We start from the raw sequence: 17,674 nt of genomic DNA on the forward strand, positions 1-17,674 counted from the left end.
ATTTTAGAGGTATCTCTGAATCCCTTTACAAATTTTTAGTAATGAGTGTGTTAAAGTTAAATTGAAGGTTTTTTTTATGGAAAGGGTTCCATTAAACTCTTCAAAACTCTTTAACCTTAAATTTTATTTTTTCAAACAATCTTACCCTTCTTATTATCAATAACCGCTTTTATAAAAGATTTGAAGATTGGATGTGCATTGTTCGGTCTTGATTTAAACTCAGGGTGGAACTGACAGCCTAAAAACCAGGGATGGTTTGGAAGCTCCACTATCTCAACAAGGAAATCATCAGGGGATGTTCCTGAAATTACAAGGCCTTTCTCTTCAAGCAGTTTTCTGTAGTCGTTGTTGAATTCGTACCTGTGCCTGTGCCTTTCTGAAACAATATCCTCCTTGTAAGCTTCCTGTGCAAGGGTTCCTTCCTTGAGTTTGCATGGATATGAACCCAACCTCATGGTTCCTCCCATGTTCTTTATCTGCTTCTGTTCAAGCATGATATCTATAACAGGATGTTTAGCGTTCTCATCAAACTCTGTACTGTTTGCTCCTTCAAATCCATTCATCCTTGCAAATTCTATTACCATGCACTGCATTCCAAGGCATATTCCAAAGAGGGGTACTTCATTTTCTATTGAGTACCTGACAGCATCAAGTTTTCCTGAAATTCCCCGTTCACCAAACCCTCCAGGTATGAGAAGGGCATCAACTCCACGGATCCTATCTGGGTTAAGGGATTCTTCAGCTTTTATCCATTCAATATCCACTTTAACACCATGATGGGCAGCAGCATGTTTGAGGGATTCTCTTATACTGATGTAGGCATCTTCAAGTTCCACGTACTTTCCAACTATACCCACTGTAACCTTGAAATCATCCTTCTTAAGTGAATCCACTATCCTGCTCCATTCATAGAGGTCAGGTTTTCTTGATTCCATGTTCAACCTTTTGAGTATGTACTCCCCAACATTTTCCCTGTTAAGCATTAATGGAACTTCGTAGATGGAATGGGCATCGGGTGCATTTACAACTGCATCCTTGTCAACATCACAGAAGTGTGCTATTTTTTCCTTTAGATGATTGTCTATTGGAAGTTCAGACCTGCATATGATCATATCTGGAGTTATACCAGTACTCCTGAGTTCTTTGGTACTGTGCTGGGTTGGTTTGGTTTTGAATTCACCTGCAGCACGCAGATAGGGTACGTAGGTTACATGGACGAACATGACATTTTCAGGACCTTCCTCATTTCTAAGCTGACGCAGGGCTTCAAGGAATGGCTGGCTTTCTATGTCTCCAACTGTTCCACCAACCTCAACCATCACAACCTCTGCCTGTGTTTCTTTTGCAATTTTACGCACCATAGATTTTATCTCATCTGTTATGTGCGGAATGATCTGTACACAGGACCCAAGATAGCTTCCTTTTCTCTCCTTTTTGATAACAGAACTGTAAACCTTTCCTGTTGTTATGTTAGATTTTCCTGAAAGGTTGACATCCAGGAATCGTTCGTAGTGACCCAGATCAAGGTCTGTTTCCATTCCATCTTCTGTTACAAAAACTTCACCGTGCTGATATGGATTCAGAGTTCCTGAATCCCAGTTCAGGTATGGATCTATTTTTATCGCAGTTACATCCACACCATAGGACCTCAATATTCTTCCAATCGACGCAGATGATATTCCTTTTCCTATTGAACTTACAACACCGCCTGTTACAACTATATACTTTGACAGATAAACCCTCTCCTTAAAAATATTTTCCATTAAACTTCGTTATCATTAATTAAATTTCATTATCATTAAAATTATCATTCATCATTTGATTTTTATTTAAAATGTTTATTAACTGAAATATTTATTCAAAAATTTTTATTAAACAATACATTAACTAAAATATTTTGTTTGAGCTATTAAATAAATCTTGACATTGAGATCAAAAATTTGCTCCAAATATAACCCTTAAACAAATATGCTCCCTAAAAAATTAGAGATATAATTTATAATAACAATTAAGGATTTAATGAAGTATCCATAACTTATTTCTCAGAATATCGTTGAATGATCATGTACTTAGTCAGAACACCTTCAAGATTAAAAAAAGGTCCCCTTCATCTTCCTACCAGTCAACCTTTACCAGCATATTCAATGAAATGTTCCATGAACCTGTAACCCTCAATAATTCCCTGGGAACCTTTTCGAGCTGATTCTTCATCATAGCACCTGGTTTCATCTGCTTCAGCCAGTGAAGAGAACATTGCATATGGAACTGGATCCATTGTATGGGTTTTAACATGCACTGGTGTTGGATGGTCTGGTAGAACTGCAACTGCATGTTCACCGAAGTCTGGAAGTTTTCCCAGGAGTTTTCCTATTATCCGTTTATCGATTCGTTCCATTGCCTTCATTTTCTCAGGCAGATCTCCTGCATGTCCTGCCTCATCTGGTGCCTCAACATGGATAAAAACCAGATCATGAGTTTTCAGTGCTTCCAGTGCATATTCAGCTTTTCCACAGTAATCTGTATCGTAGTAACCTGTTGCACCAGGTACATAAACATTTGTAAGTCCTGTGTAAACACCCAACCCTTTTATAAGGTCCACCCCTGTGATGGTGGCTCCCTTTAAACCATACTTCTCTTTAAATGATGGCATCTGTGGTTTAACTCCCTGTCCCCAGAGCCATATCATGTTCGCAGGGTTTTTACCCTCACGAACCCTCTTCTCGTTGACTGGATGACACGTGAGTAAATCCTTCGATCTCTGCATTATTCCATTCAGGAGCTCTGCATTTTTGTCATCAGAAGGTTTAAGGATGTTTGATTCAACTGGTTCTCCAACAACATCATGTGGAGGTGTTGATTTAAGATCTGCAGCACTTTCATCATGAGAGAGAAAGAGGTGTCTGTAGCTTGTTCCAAGGTAAAATTCACCGTAGCCTGAAAACTTCTGGTTCAGAGATTCTATGAGCTGTGAACTTTCCTCTGTGCTTATATGCCCTGCGTTGAAATCTGCAAGAATTCCATCCCTTTCTGTTATGAAGTTGCACCTGAATGCAACATCTCCCTCTTTAAGTTCTGCACCTATACTGGGAGCTTCAAGGGGACCCCTGCCGGTGTAATATTCTCTGGGATTGTATCCCATTATTGAAAGGTTTGCAACATCAGATCCTGGCCCCATACCCTCTGGCACAGTTTTAAGCATTCCACTAACACCATTTGATGCTATATAATCCATGTTAGGGGTTCTGGCACTTTGAAGTGGGGTTTTACCATTCAATTCTTCAAGGGGATAATCTGCCATCCCATCTCCTATTACAACAATGTACTTCATTTTTATATCCTCTTTATGAACGTTACAATAAGTTAATTCATCAATTAAACTCATTGATCATTTTTATTAAAAAATTTTATTTTAAATTCTTTTAGTTTCAATAAAATCCTAACGAAGAACCCTCTTAAATTTTTGACATGACAAAAAGGAGCTTATTCTTCTAAAAAGATAATTATCTGGATTTCCATATACTTATCAGGTCACTAAGGATTGCAGAGGCTGTTTCAACGGATCCTGCACCTTTTCCCACAACTGTTACATCGTCTGCAAGGTCTGTTTTGAGTGTTGCAACGTTGAGGGTTCCATCAACAGCAAAGGGTGATCCTTCACGAACCAGACGTGGCGAAACTTCAAGGGAGTCCTCTGATATTTCACCCACAAGCTTTATAAGGTATCCGTCCTTCTTGGCCAGGGCTATTGATTCCGGGGTTATCCCTGATATTCCCTTTACCTCAACATCTTCGTATGAAACATCCATCCCCATTATGGAATTTGCAAGTATAACAACCTTACATGCAGCATCTATTCCCTCAACGTCCTGGGTTGGGTTTGTTTCTGCTATTCCAAGTTCCTGAGATTCCTGGAGTATTTTTTCATAGGATGTTCCCTCCTTTGCCATCCTTGAAAGTATGTAGTTGGTTGTGCCGTTTAAGATTCCCAGAACTGAGTTTATATCACAGCCTGCAAGTGTTTCATGTGCGAAGTTCAGTATGGGCATAGCACCTCCTACAGACGCCTCAAACTTGAATTCAACGCCGTTGGATCCTGCTGTATCTGCAAGTTCCCTGTAGCACAGTGCAAGGGGGCCCTTGTTTGATGTTACAACATCTTTTCCATCATTGAAGGCCTTTAATATATGGGTTTTTGCTGGTTCGCCATCATCTATGTTGGTTGGTGTGACTTCAATCAAGCAGTCGTAATCCACATCATCCATAACTTCAAGACCTGAAACACCTGGAACTCCATATTCAGGGTATTCAGATATTCTGCCTTTCTTCGCCTTTGTTTCAAGGAGTAATTCAGGTTCAAGTCCTTCCAGGCATACTGCAGCTCCGGATGTATCTGTAACTGCAACCAGGTTAAGATCTAATCCGTATTTCTCTTTTATTTTGTCCCTTTTTGTGGAGAATACCCTTGCAACTCCCTGTCCAACTGCTCCAAATCCAAGCATAACTATCTTCATCAAATGTGCCTCCAAATTAGAAGTTAATAAGCAACTAGAAGTTAATAAAATTAATATCAGTTCATGAACTTGTTAAATAATTTTTAATTCATTTAAAATCATTCATACTAGTATAAACGAGTTACAACCATAATTCAGTTATAACCCTGAATATTGAAATTTGTTTATACCTCGTTGATAACTAAAAAACCCTTTGAACTTCCAATGTTTTTTATCAAACGCATTATGTCCCTTTTTTTACCGTAATCTGCTTCTACTATTATTTTTGATGCAGATTCCTCTGGATGATCTGACATCTTCAGATCAAGGTCTGCAACCCGTACACCCTCTTCTCTGTTCAGGATGGCAACTGTTTCATTTAAATCCTGTTCAACTATGTTCCCAATTATGACTGTTGTTATTTTCTCCTTTCTCACAACACCGTCAACTTCCATTATCTGAATATCCTGGGCTTCTAAAGTTCTTAAAACCATTTTAAGTGTTTCTTTATCCCCTTCTATTGTTATGTGAACAGGTACTGTTCCGCGTTCCGTTTTAACATCACGCTGGTGTATTACAGCAACTATGTTAGCTCCAAGCTTTCCTATTGGCTCAAGTGCGTCTAAAAGCTGACCTGGCACATCCAGAAGTTCTAAAACAAGGTTAAGTCTCATTTTTTTTATCCCCAACCAAATTATTTCAATTTATTATGAAGTTTTATTAGATGATTATTAATTAACGTGTCTTATCTGTACTGTAAAATACTTAATCCCATATCAGTACAATGGATACGTTAATTTGAACGTATGAACTTTGGTACAACAGTTATTTTACCCATTTTCCTTTTTCAGCTATGAGATTACCTTCCTCATCTAAATGAGCGTTTCTGAGGATTTTTTCAGGATTTTTGTCTTCAGCTCCATCTTCACGTGACAAGTTAACGTTGTCCACTATGTAATAGGTTTCTTCAAGTTCAGGGATGTCCTGAAGTTCCTTTGAAAATTTTTCCAATATTTTTTCTGCTTCTTTCTCTATCTTCAAATTATATTCCCCCAAATTCTAAAAAGATGCTCAAAATCATGGTATTAGTAATTTTAAGCTGTAATTTTTAATTTTTTTTATGAGTAACCTGAAGTTAATTTCTTTAAAAGGGGTTACACATAATAATTTATAATTCCTTTAAAGATAAATTGATTCTAAATATTGATTCTAAACCTTGATCAATGTATATTTGATTATTAAAATTTAAGGTACCCCGAAGTTTTGGTTAAATCAAGTCTGTGGGCTGTGGCCCCAATGATCTTTCAAGTTTATTTTTATAGGTCTCATCATTTAAAACCTTCTTTACCAGAATTTTATGAATACCTGAACCGTACTGTGCTGCTTTTTTTGGGCGTTTAACAATGTCAGCCATAACACCAATATCAGCTGCAACTTCCCTTAATATACATTTTCGCAGTTTATCCTCTTTGTTATTTATTTTGTACTTCATAGGTATCTGCATTGCCAGATCCACAACTTCCAAGTCAAGGAATGGAACACGAAGTTCCACACTGTTTTTCATTGTAACTGAATCATCCCTCTGAAGGTTCACATGGTAAAGGTTGAGAACATCCCCCTTAAGGTCTTTCTGAGCAGTTTCTCCCTTTTCATGGTAGAACTGGAGGTACCTGTTGTAGCCTGCAAAGAGTTCGTCTGCACCCTGACCTGAAAGCATCACCTTCAAACCATGGGAATGGGCCATCTCCGATGCAATGTAGGATGGCATTCCCACCCCTAATTTCATGATGTTGAACTCCTCAATGGCATTTAACACAAGCCCTGTGTAACCTCGAACCATTGACTCGTCAACTGTTTTGATGTGTAGTGGAAGCTGCATATATGAAGCTGCTTTTTTTGCAAATTTCACATCCTGTGAATTTTCATTCCCCACTGTGTAAAGCTCAGTTTCAACTCCCATGTCCATGCAAAGTTTTGCAAGTATTGTGCTGTCAACACCACCTGAAAATATTATTCCAACCCTTGAGAGTCCTTCTATCCTTTTTTCAACAGATCTTATGAGTAACTCCTTCAATCTGTTTTCAAATTCTTCTCTGGATGTTCCAGCTGAACCTAGATTTGAATTGTTACTAACTTCATTGTAAAGATTGATGTTCAGTCTGCTGCCAATGCCAACGGGTCTTCCATTGTAGAGAACTTCATGTGGGGGCAGGGTTTCAACTTTTTCAATTCCAACCTTCCACAGGGCCTTTCTCTCAGATGCAAATGCAGAAATATCACTGCTTTCCCCGTAGTAAATGGGTTTAACACCAAGGGGATCTCTAACCACAGCACAGTCCTTTCCATCGTAGACTGCAAAGGCATAATCACCATCAAGGTGTGAAATAGTCTCCTTAACAGATTCTAAAAGAGAATTTTCCAGTTGGGTGTTGTAGAACTTTTTTACAAGATGTAATATGATTTCACAATCAGAATCTGTTGTGAATTCTTCATCCAACTTTTCTTTAAGTTTTTTATAGTTGTAAATTTCGCCGTTGCAGACCATGATGAATCCATCACATTCAAGGGGCTGAACCACCTCAGATCCAACTATTGAAAGCAGGTTGTGACCCATACCCAAGGAACCATCAGGAATGTTGAGACTGTCCAGGTTACCCTTTATGATTTTACCATCCACAAAAACACCGGAACCATCAGGACCCCTGTGTTTTAAGGTTTCAAGCATCATCTTAAGGTTTTGGCCTGTGAAATTTCCCCTTAAACCCACTATTGCACACATAATTATCATTTACTCTTAAATTCAATATTAAATTAATGATCTTGATGTATTTTCTTTGAATTTGGCGAATTTAAAATGCAATTTTTATTTATGTTTCTTAATCCCTTTTAAAATACTAATCCCATCTAAAAAGAGTCAATTCTTAAAAATTCTTAAAAATGTTGATTTATATTAACTAATTATTTTAATTATTCGTTTAATTATCCCTTTTAAAAAAATCAACATCAAAACTATTTTTTAGGGCATAAAAATTTTTTTTGCGGGTTGATTTAAATAAAAAAAACCCTGTGGGTGAAGCTGAATTTATCCACAGGGGTGTGAACCGTCTTTAGATTCTGAACTCATACAGGCGTTGCAGTTTACTGGTATGTTGTCCTTTTCCTTGTGTAACTGGCATACTACTTCTTCAGTTTTAACCTTTCGACATACATCACAGATTCTGGAGATTATACCACTTTGATCCAATTTTCCATCCATTAAATCCTTTGCAAACTCCCTTATGAGTTCCTGGGTTTCAGGGTTGAACTTGATTCCATGACCCCTTTTATCGCTTATGTACTGGGATACTGCAGGTTGGGTTATATCCAGAAGTTCTGATATTTCTTTTTGTTTCATTCCCAGGTTCAGAAGTTCCTTAGCAAGTTCTGACCTTATTGTGGGAATAACATACCATACAACTATTTCACATGGTGGTCTCATCTTAATCACATCTCTATTAATTTACAATCCTAAATTTTTATAATCTTCCTATAGGATTATTTTTAATAATACTTAGTTTAAATTATTGTATTGAGGATATAATGCTATTTTTTAAGTTATTTCTTAATTCATCATAAATCAAAGTTTTTTTTAGGCTTTGCCCTCATTTAATTGATTTTTTTATGATCTTAATATATTTTTAACCAGTTATTTTTACTTAACAATTGTTTATTTGAATTTTGTTTTAAAAGTATCTATATCTTGGCATTCACTAGAATCTTTCAAGATTTAATGGGTTGAATAATTGGTAATTCACTCACAAAGTTTTTGGGGTTTTTTTGAATTTAGTAAGGTTAAAATGCCTTTAATTTATTTTAATTCATTTTTATAATTTTTTTAAATTTCAATGCTTAGTTGGAAAAATAGTAATTGTTAAAATTAATAAAAAAATTAGATTCCTGCTCCCTCTGAAAATATTTCTTCCATCTCTGATTTCTTGGTCATGAATCCATTTACCTTCAGAACATCAGCAGATATTCCCAGTTCATTTATCTGTCTTTCAAGTTCGTCCTGGCGCTGCAGTAAAAGGTTTATAACTTCTGCAACGGGATCCGGGAGTGTTCCATGTTCAAGGTCTATTGCACATTTACGTTTTTCAGGCACAGTCCTTCCAGGTATTCCAACAATTGTGGAACCTGATGGGGCCGATTTCAATACAACTGAACCTGCACCGATCTTCGAACAGTCACCTACCTCTATATCTCCTATGACCTTTGCTCCAGAACCTATGACAACACCACTGCCAATTGTGGGGTGTCTCTTCTTTTTTTCAAGGCTTGTTCCACCTAAAACAACACCCTGGTATATGAGTACGTCATCACCTACCTCTGCTGTTTCTCCAACAACAACACCCATCCCATGGTCTATGAAAACCCTTCGCCCTATTGTGGCCCCGGGATGTATCTCAATACCTGTTAATAATCTGTTGATGGCTGATATGAAACGTCCAAAGAGGAGATGATTGCGAGTCCAGAACCAGCTGGCCAGTCTGTGCAACCAAATTGCATGCAATCCAGGGTAGAAGAGTATAACTTCAATTTTGCTTCTGGCTGCAGGGTCTCTGAAAAAAACAGTGTCTATATCTTCTTTTAAACCATCAAACATATTATCAATCACCTGAAAAATTTTAATTAAAGACACATGATTAAATGGGGTTTAAACGCCTGATTAATATCCATGCGCCTTCCCTTATATAAGTTCAACTAAATATTTAGATGAACCTTTAGATGAAAACATCTTCGTTTTTTTTGAATATTTCTTCAAATACCCAATCAATACTTAAGTATCTTTCTCCAGTATCTGGAAGAATTACAACTATTTGTTTTCCTTTATTTTCAGGCCTTTTTGCAAGTTCAATTGCAGCCCATGTTGCAGCTCCAGAGGAGATACCTGCAAAGATTCCTTCTTCCCTTGCAAGTCTGACCAGAGTTTTTCCAGCATCTTCATCTTTAACTGTTATGATCTCGTCAATTATATCTTTGTTGAGTACTCCTGGCACGAAACCAGGTCCAATACCCTGGATTTTGTGGGGTCCACCCTGTCCAGTTGACAGTACTGGTGATGTTTCAGGTTCCACAGCCACAGCTTTAAATTCTGCTTTTTTTTCTTTTAGAGCTTCTGCAATTCCAGTTATTGTACCGCCTGTTCCTGTACCAGCAACCAGGATGTCCGCCTTTCCTTCGGTGTCCCTCCATATTTCTTCAGCAGTAGTTTTTTTGTGTATTTCAGGGTTTGCAGGGTTTTCAAACTGTTGTGGGCTGATGGCGTTTGGTATTTCTTCAACGAGTTCTGCTGCTTTAGCTACAGCTCCTTTCATTCCGTTAGCGCCTGGTGTTAAAACTATCTCAGCTCCGAATACAGCAAGGAGTTTTCTTCTCTCAATGGACATGGTGTCCGGCATTGTTAATATGAGCCTGTATCCTTTTGCTGCAGCAACAAATGCAAGTGCTATACCTGTGTTACCACTTGTAGGTTCAACTAGAACTGTGCCCTCCTTAATCTTTCCCTGTTTTTCTCCTTCTTCAATAAGTGCAACACCTATTCTATCTTTAACGCTGCTTACAGGGTTAAACGATTCAAGTTTTACTAAAACTTCTGCATCAAGTCCTTCTGTTAGTTTGTTAAGCCTGACTAAAGGTGTGTTTCCTATTGTTTCAGTTATATCGTTTGCTATTCCCCTTGTAAGTTCTGGTATATTTACCATCTCTTTCACCTTCTTTTTTCTTATATGTTTTACACATTTATATAACTATCGTTATATAACAATGGTTAATTGTTGTCTTAATATAAATGTTAAGTATGGCTAGTTTCAGTTTATTTTAGGATAAAAAAAACTGAAAAAACATTTCTTTAAAAATTAAGCCCTGAAAAATCAGATAAAATCTTATAGAGATGGATATAACCCTTTTTATCCTTTTGCCCCATTAAAACCGCTAAATCCCTAAGGGCATTATCTATAAAATCAGTCATCATAAAGGGTTTTATACCATTGGAAACAAGGAAATTTACAGCTCCCTCACCGATGCGGCTCACAATAACTGCATCACAGTCTTTTATAAGTTGTAATGTCCCCATCCTTGAACTTCGTTTGCTTCTCCACCTTTGCAGGAGGGAACATTTTCACGCAGCTCAAGAAACTCATAGTTTCCACTACGATCAACATCAAATATTAAAAACTGTCCTGCATGCCCAAAATGCTGGTTAACATACTTACCATCACTGCTTGCAACTGCCACCCTGATTGAAATTGGAAACACCTCAATTAAATTAATATTTTTAATAATTTACCCCATATAGATTAACAAACATATATTTTAATACTCAATATTCATAGTATAACAATAGTTATATATATATGAGTTTTTTGTAACTGAAGTTCAAAAGTTATAAGGAAGGTTTTATATATTTTTCAAAGAATCTAAAAAAATAAATTATTGTTAAGTTTTATTTAAATAATTAAATTATAGAGATAATAGCTATAAAATTTTAAATAAAATATGAGATTTAAAAGATAAAAGTAAAGCTTATTATTGTTCTCCAAGAGAATGATAAAAAAACAGCACTATGGAGATGTAACGTTGATTGAAGTAAAATTTCTAACCCGTTTTTTAGATATCACTGGAGAAAAAGTCATAGAAATAGAAAGAGTGAAAGATATGGCCACATTAATTAATCTGCTATGTCAAAAGTATCCAAAGGGATTTAAAGAAACTCTTTTTGACGATAATGGAGAAATAAGAGATTACCTTAAAGTAGTGGTTAATGGAGAGGATGTAAGATCACTGCAGGGTCTTGAAACTCCCCTAAATGATAACGACCAGATCGTGATGTTCCAAACGATTGCAGGTGGATAAAAACGTTAAATCTCTTTTATGTATCTAAAATTTTTAAAAATAGATTTTTAAGATTTTATTAAACAAAAAAAATAAAAATTGGTGGTTTTGTGGTGAACTATCATTACATAAGAGGTCATAAAGTTTGTTTCAGCGATAAAACTCCTGAAAAAGAGTTTTCTAAGGAGTACTATGAAGATGATGGTTGTGAAGTGCTTGATCGCACGGAAAGACCATGCATAAAATGTGGGAAAAAACCAAGCCCTGAGGGGTATGATGCTTGCATTGGCGAGTTACCTGGAGTTAAATATGCCTGCTGCGGCCATGGAGTTGAAGATGGACATATAATCTTTGAAAACGGCACCACATTGAAGGGATATTTCACTGTAACCTATAGGAAAGAAAAATAAGTTTGTTTTAAATAATTTTCTAGTTTTCCTCATTTTTAATCCAATTTATCCCATTTTATTCTTCTTTTTAGTTTATATCTTGTTAAATGCTAATTTTTAGTGGTTTTTAGATTAATTGAACCTTTTAGTTTAATCATTATTTTTTTTTATCCTAAGGCTATCTTCTCATTATGATAGGATTCAAATTTTTAGTTCAATTTAAATATAACAATTGTTATATTACTATTGTTACATTGTTTACCTGGAGTTTTCATGAAAATAAAATTCAGTTTCAAAAAATCAGAAGTAGGTTATCCATGAAAAAAGAAAATTGAGGAGGATGTTAAATGAAAATTGGGTACTTATCAACGATTTATCACACCTCGTTCCTACTAAAAAGTGGGAAATTCAAATTCCAAGGATCAGATAATATTGAATGGACATTGTATCCAACAGGACCCGGCATGATGAAGGCCTTTGAGTCCGGGGAGATTGATTTAGGTTACATAGGTCTTCCACCAGCTATGATAGGGATTTCAAAGGGCATGAGAATAAAATGCATTGCTGGAGGACACATAGAAGGTACCGTGATGGTTGCACCTGGATCATACAGATCATATAAAGAAATAGGCAATTTGAGAGAAGTATTGAAACAGTTTGAGGGAAAAAATATTGGAACACCCTCCAGTGGATCGATACACGATGTGATCATCCGCAGCATGATAAAAGGGTTTGATATAAACCTAAAGAACTATCCATGGGCAGATTTCATTCCAGATGCTATAATAAGCAGTGAAATTGCAGCAGGTGTTGGGACACCATCCCTTGCAACTGTTGCTTCCATGCAGTTTGATTCTAAGGTGGTGATACCTCCAGAAAAGCTCTGGCCCAACAATCCAAGCTACGGAATAGTTGTGCAGGAAAAATCGATAGATGAAGCTCCAGAATTCATAATGAAATTCTTAAAGGCCCATGAAGATGCATCCAATTTTATAAGGGAATATCCAGAAGATGCAGCAGAAATAGCAGCATCTGAAATGGGAGTTGTTGATAAAGACTTCGTGCTCAAGACCTACACTGTATCTCCACATTACTGTGCAAGTCTTCCAGAGGATTATATTGAATCTACACTTGATTTTACACCCATTTTAAAGGAACTAGGATACATTGAAAAGGATTTAAAAAAGGAAGATATCTTCAACCTGGATTTTATAAGAGAAATCCACATGGAAAATGCACATTACTGATCAATCATGTATCAATGTTGAAGGTAATTTTAAGATTCTGAAGTAGAAACACTTAAAAAATATATTTTAAATTAAAAAAAATGGAAAGTATGAAATAAGAAGCAGTGCATCGAACTTTTATCAAATTGATTGAAATCAAAGCTCAAATGGTTTTTCAGAAGCAATTGAGTTCAGTAATTTCGTTGCTGATTTAACCTGTTCTTCAATTCCTGTAACTCCCAGCCATATGGATCCTTCAGCTCCGCAGACTCCTCCACCTGCAATTAGATCAGCCTCTGCACCTGTTAAGGTTGAAATTGCCTCAATTTCAGTGAAGATCTCACCTGGAACAGGTAGAAGCCTGGGGCCCTGTGATTCAATGCTGTTGAGCTTCAGGGCCATTTCATTGAGATCAGTCCATACACGTTTCTCCACACCAACAGGAAGGATCAAGCTAACTCTACGCCCCACAACGGCTTGAAGTGCTGTACCGATGGTTCCACCATGAGTGTCACCTATGTACACTGCAGATTGTCCCTTTTCTCTGTTGAATGCATTGGCACCCTTCAATATAACATCTCCAGGCCTTAGATCATCTGCAACATCGAAGATAGTTGCCCCCTTCTCCCAAACACCATCTTCAATTATTACATCCCCTGGAAATCCAGTTTCATCATTTAGGGTTCCTTTTTCAGTTACGGGCTGTCCAGGCGGCATTACTATCCCCCTGAAGAATCTTTTCCTTGAAAAACCATCTTCCTGATGGATGCTGGATAATATTTCCTCTGCAACGTAACCATTGCTTGTGCCTGCAATAATCACTATCCTTCCAGATTCGAGAGATTTTTGAATTAAAGGATGTTTGCTCATTCCCTTAGCTATCAATCGTTTTCCAGCTGCAGGTGTTATTAAAAACTGTTTCATATCAACAATCTCCCCTAAAAATTTATTTTCATTAATTTTTTTTATAAGAATATGTATGATTTAACTAATCAATTTGATGCATTTATATGAACAATTTATTAATAGGTAATCTAATTTAGAAAGTTATAACCACAACTTAAATAATTCAAATGTACAAACAATAAAAATAAACGGCGATGTTAAATGAAAAAATCATTAGAAATCATACTTATAGTCATGGGAATCATAGCAATCATTGCAATGTATTCCTATGCCGTGGCTGCAACAGGCCCTGTTGAGCCACTTGGAAGAGCTTCATTCGTTAAACTTTTAAATCCAGATTTTTATCCGGATCATCCACATTCCCAGCTTCTTGAGAAGTATGCTGCAGACCGAGGATCCGCCTGTGCCCTTGTTGTGCACTATGCAGGTACTTCAAACTACAGGAGTTACCAGGACGGTAGTGTTTACATAATTGAACTGGGATTTGTATCATCTGCAGGCCCTGAAACTGAGATAGACTGGGGTCAGGCCTTACAGTACGCCATCTTTGGAGTTCCAGATGGCACATGGAAGTTTAGAATAAACGGTGTGGATTATGATAACTTCGATGATGCCTGGGCTGAGGTAATGGAAGAAGCCCAAGCACATGGCCAGCAGGGGCCTATACCCATGGTCTGGCATGGAAGTGCAAGGTCAGGAAATCCAATGATCAATCCGGGATGCGGTTTCCCACTCTATTACTACGTGTGCTGGAAACAGTACGGCCGTTTTGCTGCATACTACTACGCAGTTTCAGGGTTGATATTCCCATACCTTAACAGTCCCTTCAAATCCTTTGAACTTAAAAATTACAAGGTTCTACAGAGTGCCTACACATCTGGCCGTTTAGATTACACAAAACTCAGTGAAAACGAAATAGAAGGTATCAATGCTTCCCTAACGGATCCTTCCATATTCACAAGTGTTTATATGAACATTCTCTCGAAAAGACAGAATGGACAAAAGGCAATCTACTTCACAGAGTAGGATATGGAGAAATAGAGATAGAAGGGTGAAATGAAAATTTCACCTTCAAATCCTTTTTTTTAGAATCTAAATTTTTTTTATAATTGAAAATTTCATAAATTCTTTATTTTCATGTTTTAGGCTAAAAAAACTCATAATATCAGTACATAACTCTAAAAAAATATAAAAAAGGGATTTTAAATCAAATTTAAGGTTTATTCATTAAAAAAAATGTGTTTATGAATCTATCTGAACTTGAATCATCTGAATCTAATTAATAACTTATTCATGTTTTTGATTCAATACATTTTATTATCCTATCGAAGTTCCTGAATTTCTTTGCAAGGCCCCTGAAGTAGGGTATGTAAACCTTGTAGAATGCCAGTCTCTTTGGATCTATCCCATTTTTAACAAGTTCATCCCTGAGTAATTCAACCTTCTCCTGACTTTTCTGGTACATTGGATTGTCTGGATATTCACCAAGAATTATACCGTCTGCACCTTCCTTAAATGCATGGAGAATGTGTTCAGGTGTTAACCTGTTTATTGAGGATATTTTAATGATCCTGATTGAATCTGGACATTCAACCTTGTTTATGCCCATGTTGTCTGCTGAAACGTATCCAACATCATCCAGAAATGCCAGTATCCTTACCTCTTTCTCCCTTTTATTTTCAAGCATTCCTGAGATCATTGCAAGCATGGCCTCATCACTCTGCCCCCTGATGGATACAGCTCCACTTTCACATACTGATATGCATGCTCCACAGCCATTGCAGGATATTGGATCAACATGTACAGAATCTGCCGGGATGTAGATTGCCTTGTATTTACAGACATCCCTGCATTTTCCGCATAGGTTGCACTTTGATCTGTCCATTTCTGCAATGAATGGTTCAGACTCCAGGCCTCCATTCATGAGTTCTGAAACCTTTGAACTTGCAGCATTCGCCTGAACTATACTATCTGTAATGTCCTTAGGTCCCTGTGCAGTTCCACATACATATATCCCCTTGATGTCTGTGCTCACAGGTTTCATCTTTGGATGTTTCTCCTTGACGAAGAGTTCCTCTGTTAAGCCCACGTTAAGTTTCTCTGAAACCTCCACTGTTCCAGGGGATGGTTCCATTGCAGTTGATAAGACCACAAGGTCTGTTTCAACCTCAAGGGGTGTTTTTTCAAGTGTGTCTTCAACCCTTACAATGAGGGTGCCGTTTTTATCAACAACTTCACCTGGACGTCCCCTTATGAACTTGACTCCATTGGACTGTCCATACTTGTAGTACTTCTCGTACATTCCAGGGGTTCTCATATCTGTGTAGCAGATTATAACCTCAGTATCTGGGTAATGGCTTTTTATTATGTTTGCATGTTTCATTGCAACCATGCAGCACACTTTGGAGCAGTAACGTCTTCCATCTGGTTTTTCATCCCTGGAACCAACACACTGTATCATAACAACCCTTTCTGGTACTTCTCCAGAGGAGGGTTTTTGGAGTTTTCCATTGGTTGGTCCGTTAACACCCATGATCCTTGCAAGTTCCATCTGGGTCACAACGTCAGGGTACCTGTTGTAACCGTATTCAGGCCTTTTTTCCATATTGAAGGTTTTGTGGCCAGTTGCAATGATCACAGAACCCACAGTGAGTGGTATGATCTCAGTTTCCATCTGCAGATCTATTGCATCCATCCTACATGCTTCCTGACATTTTCCACATTTTTTACAGTTCTCATCATCAATTGTGTACATATCAGGAACTGCCTGTGGAAATGACTTGTAAATGGCTTTTCTTATGGTCATTCCCTCATTCCAGGAGTCTGGAACCTTCACTGGACAGACATTTGCACAGCTTCCACAGCTTATGCATCTGTCTTCAATTACTCCCTTTGGCTCTTTCTCAAGGAGTAAGTTGAAGTTTCCAGCTCTCCTCTCTGCCTTCTTCAATCTGGTGTTTGTGAGAATTTTTATGTTCTTGTGCTGCACAGCCTCATTCACTATTGGGTTCAAGAGGCACATGGCACATTCTTCTGCCATCTTCTCAGGTGAGAATACCTTGCCCACCTGAACCATTGACCCTCCAACTGTGGGTTTTTCCTCAACGATACAGGTTTTTATTCCCTGTTTTGCAAGTGAAAGTGCAGCAGTTATACCGGATATACCACCACCAACTACAAGTGCACTTTTTCTTGTTTTCCTAAGCACAGGGTCAAGGGGCTGGGAATATTTAACCCTTTCAACAGCTGCATTAACAAGAGAAATTGCCTTGTCAGTTGCCCTTTCCCCATCACTGTGCACCCATGAGCACTGCTCCCTTAAATTTGCCATCTCCATTAAATATGGATTGAGGGGTGTCATGTAGTTTTGAAAGGTTTTTTCATGTGTTATGGGCGAGCATGCTGCCACAACCACTCTTTCCAGTTTGTTCTGGATTATATTGTCCCTTATGAGTTTTCGTCCGTTTATTGAGCAAAGATTTTCAAATTCCTCAATGACTGTGGCATCTAATGAATCTTTGAGTTTTTCCATGTCTATTTTATCAGATATGTTTCCACCGCAGTGGCAGAGAAAAACACCTACACGCGGCTTTGAGGTGATTGGAGCTTCTTTGGAAGCTTTTGAAAGAGAATTGTCCTTCATGGTGTAACCTTCAAAAAAATGATTGTTTTAGTGACTTTTAATGACCTTCAATTTTTTTTAGTAATTTTTTAAGTTAATGAATTCTTAATAAACCTTTTTTAAAAATAAATTTGTGGGTAGCGATTATTCTTAAAGTTTTTATTGCTAAAA

At 37.4% G+C, this 17,674-nt stretch carries 17 protein-coding genes; 4 read left to right on the forward strand and 13 right to left on the reverse strand.

Annotated features, from left to right (window positions below):
* Positions 1 to 131 precede the first annotated feature (131 nt).
* The 11 genes from pyrG to J2756_RS11685 form a co-directional block, all read right to left on the reverse strand.
* Positions 132 to 1,763: a glutamine hydrolyzing CTP synthase gene (pyrG, locus tag J2756_RS02215; RefSeq protein WP_281063372.1), complete on the reverse strand. Its 1,632-nt coding sequence runs from the start codon at positions 1,761 to 1,763 to the stop codon at positions 132 to 134.
* Between the two features lie 359 nt (positions 1,764 to 2,122).
* The gene (locus J2756_RS02220) at positions 2,123 to 3,328 is read right to left on the reverse strand and encodes a cofactor-independent phosphoglycerate mutase (RefSeq protein WP_209581992.1); all 1,206 of its coding nucleotides are present in this window, start codon (positions 3,326 to 3,328) and stop codon (positions 2,123 to 2,125) included.
* 172 nt (positions 3,329 to 3,500) lie between these two features.
* Positions 3,501 to 4,511 (reverse strand): homoserine dehydrogenase, encoded by a 1,011-nt coding sequence (locus J2756_RS02225; RefSeq protein ID WP_209581994.1) that lies wholly within the window; start codon positions 4,509 to 4,511, stop codon positions 3,501 to 3,503.
* A gap of 164 nt (positions 4,512 to 4,675) precedes the next feature.
* Complete coding sequence (locus J2756_RS02230) at positions 4,676 to 5,164, reverse strand: amino acid-binding protein (RefSeq protein WP_209581996.1); 489 nt, start codon at positions 5,162 to 5,164, stop codon at positions 4,676 to 4,678.
* 151 nt (positions 5,165 to 5,315) lie between these two features.
* The gene (gene gatC, locus J2756_RS02235) at positions 5,316 to 5,531 is read right to left on the reverse strand and encodes an Asp-tRNA(Asn) amidotransferase subunit GatC (protein ID WP_209581998.1); all 216 of its coding nucleotides are present in this window, start codon (positions 5,529 to 5,531) and stop codon (positions 5,316 to 5,318) included.
* A gap of 226 nt (positions 5,532 to 5,757) precedes the next feature.
* On the reverse strand, positions 5,758 to 7,278 hold the full coding sequence (gene asnB, locus J2756_RS02240) for an asparagine synthase (glutamine-hydrolyzing) (protein WP_245315889.1): 1,521 nt from the start codon (positions 7,276 to 7,278) through the stop codon (positions 5,758 to 5,760).
* Positions 7,279 to 7,572: 294 nt separating this feature from the next.
* Positions 7,573 to 7,968: a transcriptional regulator gene (locus J2756_RS02245; protein ID WP_209582000.1), complete on the reverse strand. Its 396-nt coding sequence runs from the start codon at positions 7,966 to 7,968 to the stop codon at positions 7,573 to 7,575.
* A gap of 450 nt (positions 7,969 to 8,418) precedes the next feature.
* Positions 8,419 to 9,132, reverse strand: a complete 714-nt coding sequence (cysE, locus tag J2756_RS02250; RefSeq protein WP_209582004.1) for a serine O-acetyltransferase — start codon at positions 9,130 to 9,132, stop codon at positions 8,419 to 8,421.
* Between the two features lie 118 nt (positions 9,133 to 9,250).
* A complete protein-coding gene (cysK, locus tag J2756_RS02255) occupies positions 9,251 to 10,231 on the reverse strand; it encodes a cysteine synthase A (protein WP_209582007.1) in 981 nt (326 codons plus the stop codon).
* A gap of 146 nt (positions 10,232 to 10,377) precedes the next feature.
* Complete coding sequence (locus J2756_RS02260; protein WP_209582010.1) at positions 10,378 to 10,602, reverse strand: NifB/NifX family molybdenum-iron cluster-binding protein; 225 nt, start codon at positions 10,600 to 10,602, stop codon at positions 10,378 to 10,380.
* Entirely contained in the window at positions 10,581 to 10,784 is a 204-nt protein-coding gene (locus J2756_RS11685) for a NifB/NifX family molybdenum-iron cluster-binding protein (RefSeq protein ID WP_342593087.1), read from the reverse strand. Before J2756_RS11685 ends, J2756_RS02260 begins: the two co-directional genes overlap by 22 nt.
* 321 nt (positions 10,785 to 11,105) lie before the next feature.
* Here J2756_RS11685 and J2756_RS02270 point away from each other — a divergent pair, with 321 nt between their 5' ends.
* The 3 genes from J2756_RS02270 (at position 11,106) to J2756_RS02280 (ending at position 12,996) form a co-directional block, all read left to right on the forward strand.
* The gene (locus J2756_RS02270; protein ID WP_209582013.1) at positions 11,106 to 11,381 is read left to right on the forward strand and encodes a MoaD family protein; all 276 of its coding nucleotides are present in this window, start codon (positions 11,106 to 11,108) and stop codon (positions 11,379 to 11,381) included.
* Positions 11,382 to 11,470: 89 nt separating this feature from the next.
* On the forward strand, positions 11,471 to 11,770 hold the full coding sequence (locus J2756_RS02275) for a hypothetical protein (protein WP_209582017.1): 300 nt from the start codon (positions 11,471 to 11,473) through the stop codon (positions 11,768 to 11,770).
* Positions 11,771 to 12,096: 326 nt separating this feature from the next.
* The gene (locus J2756_RS02280) at positions 12,097 to 12,996 is read left to right on the forward strand and encodes an ABC transporter substrate-binding protein (RefSeq protein WP_209582021.1); all 900 of its coding nucleotides are present in this window, start codon (positions 12,097 to 12,099) and stop codon (positions 12,994 to 12,996) included.
* A 135-nt stretch (positions 12,997 to 13,131) separates the two neighbouring features.
* Here J2756_RS02280 and J2756_RS02285 read toward each other — a convergent pair whose 3' ends face one another.
* Complete coding sequence (locus J2756_RS02285; RefSeq protein ID WP_209582024.1) at positions 13,132 to 13,899, reverse strand: hypothetical protein; 768 nt, start codon at positions 13,897 to 13,899, stop codon at positions 13,132 to 13,134.
* A gap of 183 nt (positions 13,900 to 14,082) precedes the next feature.
* Between J2756_RS02285 and J2756_RS02290 the strand changes: the two genes are divergently transcribed.
* The gene (locus tag J2756_RS02290; RefSeq protein WP_209582026.1) at positions 14,083 to 14,907 is read left to right on the forward strand and encodes a hypothetical protein; all 825 of its coding nucleotides are present in this window, start codon (positions 14,083 to 14,085) and stop codon (positions 14,905 to 14,907) included.
* A gap of 265 nt (positions 14,908 to 15,172) precedes the next feature.
* Here J2756_RS02290 and hdrA read toward each other — a convergent pair whose 3' ends face one another.
* Positions 15,173 to 17,524 carry a ferredoxin:CoB-CoM heterodisulfide reductase subunit HdrA gene (gene hdrA, locus J2756_RS02295; protein WP_209582029.1) on the reverse strand — a complete coding sequence of 784 codons (2,352 nt, stop codon included), beginning with the start codon at positions 17,522 to 17,524 and terminating at the stop codon, positions 15,173 to 15,175.
* Between the last annotated feature and the right edge of the window lie 150 nt (positions 17,525 to 17,674).

The organism is Methanobacterium aggregans (genome assembly GCF_017874455.1).
GTDB lineage: Archaea > Methanobacteriota > Methanobacteria > Methanobacteriales > Methanobacteriaceae > Methanobacterium_C > Methanobacterium_C aggregans.

Coding starts and splice junctions, on each gene's coding strand:
- J2756_RS02220 (WP_209581992.1), bottom strand. CDS start 3,328: ATGAAGTACATTGTTGTAATAGGAGATGGGATGGCAGATTATCCCCTT.
- J2756_RS02285 (WP_209582024.1), bottom strand. CDS start 13,899: ATGAAACAGTTTTTAATAACACCTGCAGCTGGAAAACGATTGATAGCT.
- J2756_RS02280 (WP_209582021.1), top strand. CDS start 12,097: ATGAAAATTGGGTACTTATCAACGATTTATCACACCTCGTTCCTACTA.
- J2756_RS02225 (WP_209581994.1), bottom strand. CDS start 4,511: ATGAAGATAGTTATGCTTGGATTTGGAGCAGTTGGACAGGGAGTTGCA.
- J2756_RS02230 (WP_209581996.1), bottom strand. CDS start 5,164: ATGAGACTTAACCTTGTTTTAGAACTTCTGGATGTGCCAGGTCAGCTT.
- pyrG (WP_281063372.1), bottom strand. CDS start 1,763: ATGGAAAATATTTTTAAGGAGAGGGTTTATCTGTCAAAGTATATAGTT.
- cysK (WP_209582007.1), bottom strand. CDS start 10,231: ATGGTAAATATACCAGAACTTACAAGGGGAATAGCAAACGATATAACT.
- asnB (WP_245315889.1), bottom strand. CDS start 7,278: ATGATAATTATGTGTGCAATAGTGGGTTTAAGGGGAAATTTCACAGGC.
- J2756_RS02245 (WP_209582000.1), bottom strand. CDS start 7,968: ATGAGACCACCATGTGAAATAGTTGTATGGTATGTTATTCCCACAATA.
- hdrA (WP_209582029.1), bottom strand. CDS start 17,524: ATGAAGGACAATTCTCTTTCAAAAGCTTCCAAAGAAGCTCCAATCACC.
- cysE (WP_209582004.1), bottom strand. CDS start 9,132: ATGTTTGATGGTTTAAAAGAAGATATAGACACTGTTTTTTTCAGAGAC.
- J2756_RS02260 (WP_209582010.1), bottom strand. CDS start 10,602: ATGGGGACATTACAACTTATAAAAGACTGTGATGCAGTTATTGTGAGC.
- J2756_RS02290 (WP_209582026.1), top strand. CDS start 14,083: ATGAAAAAATCATTAGAAATCATACTTATAGTCATGGGAATCATAGCA.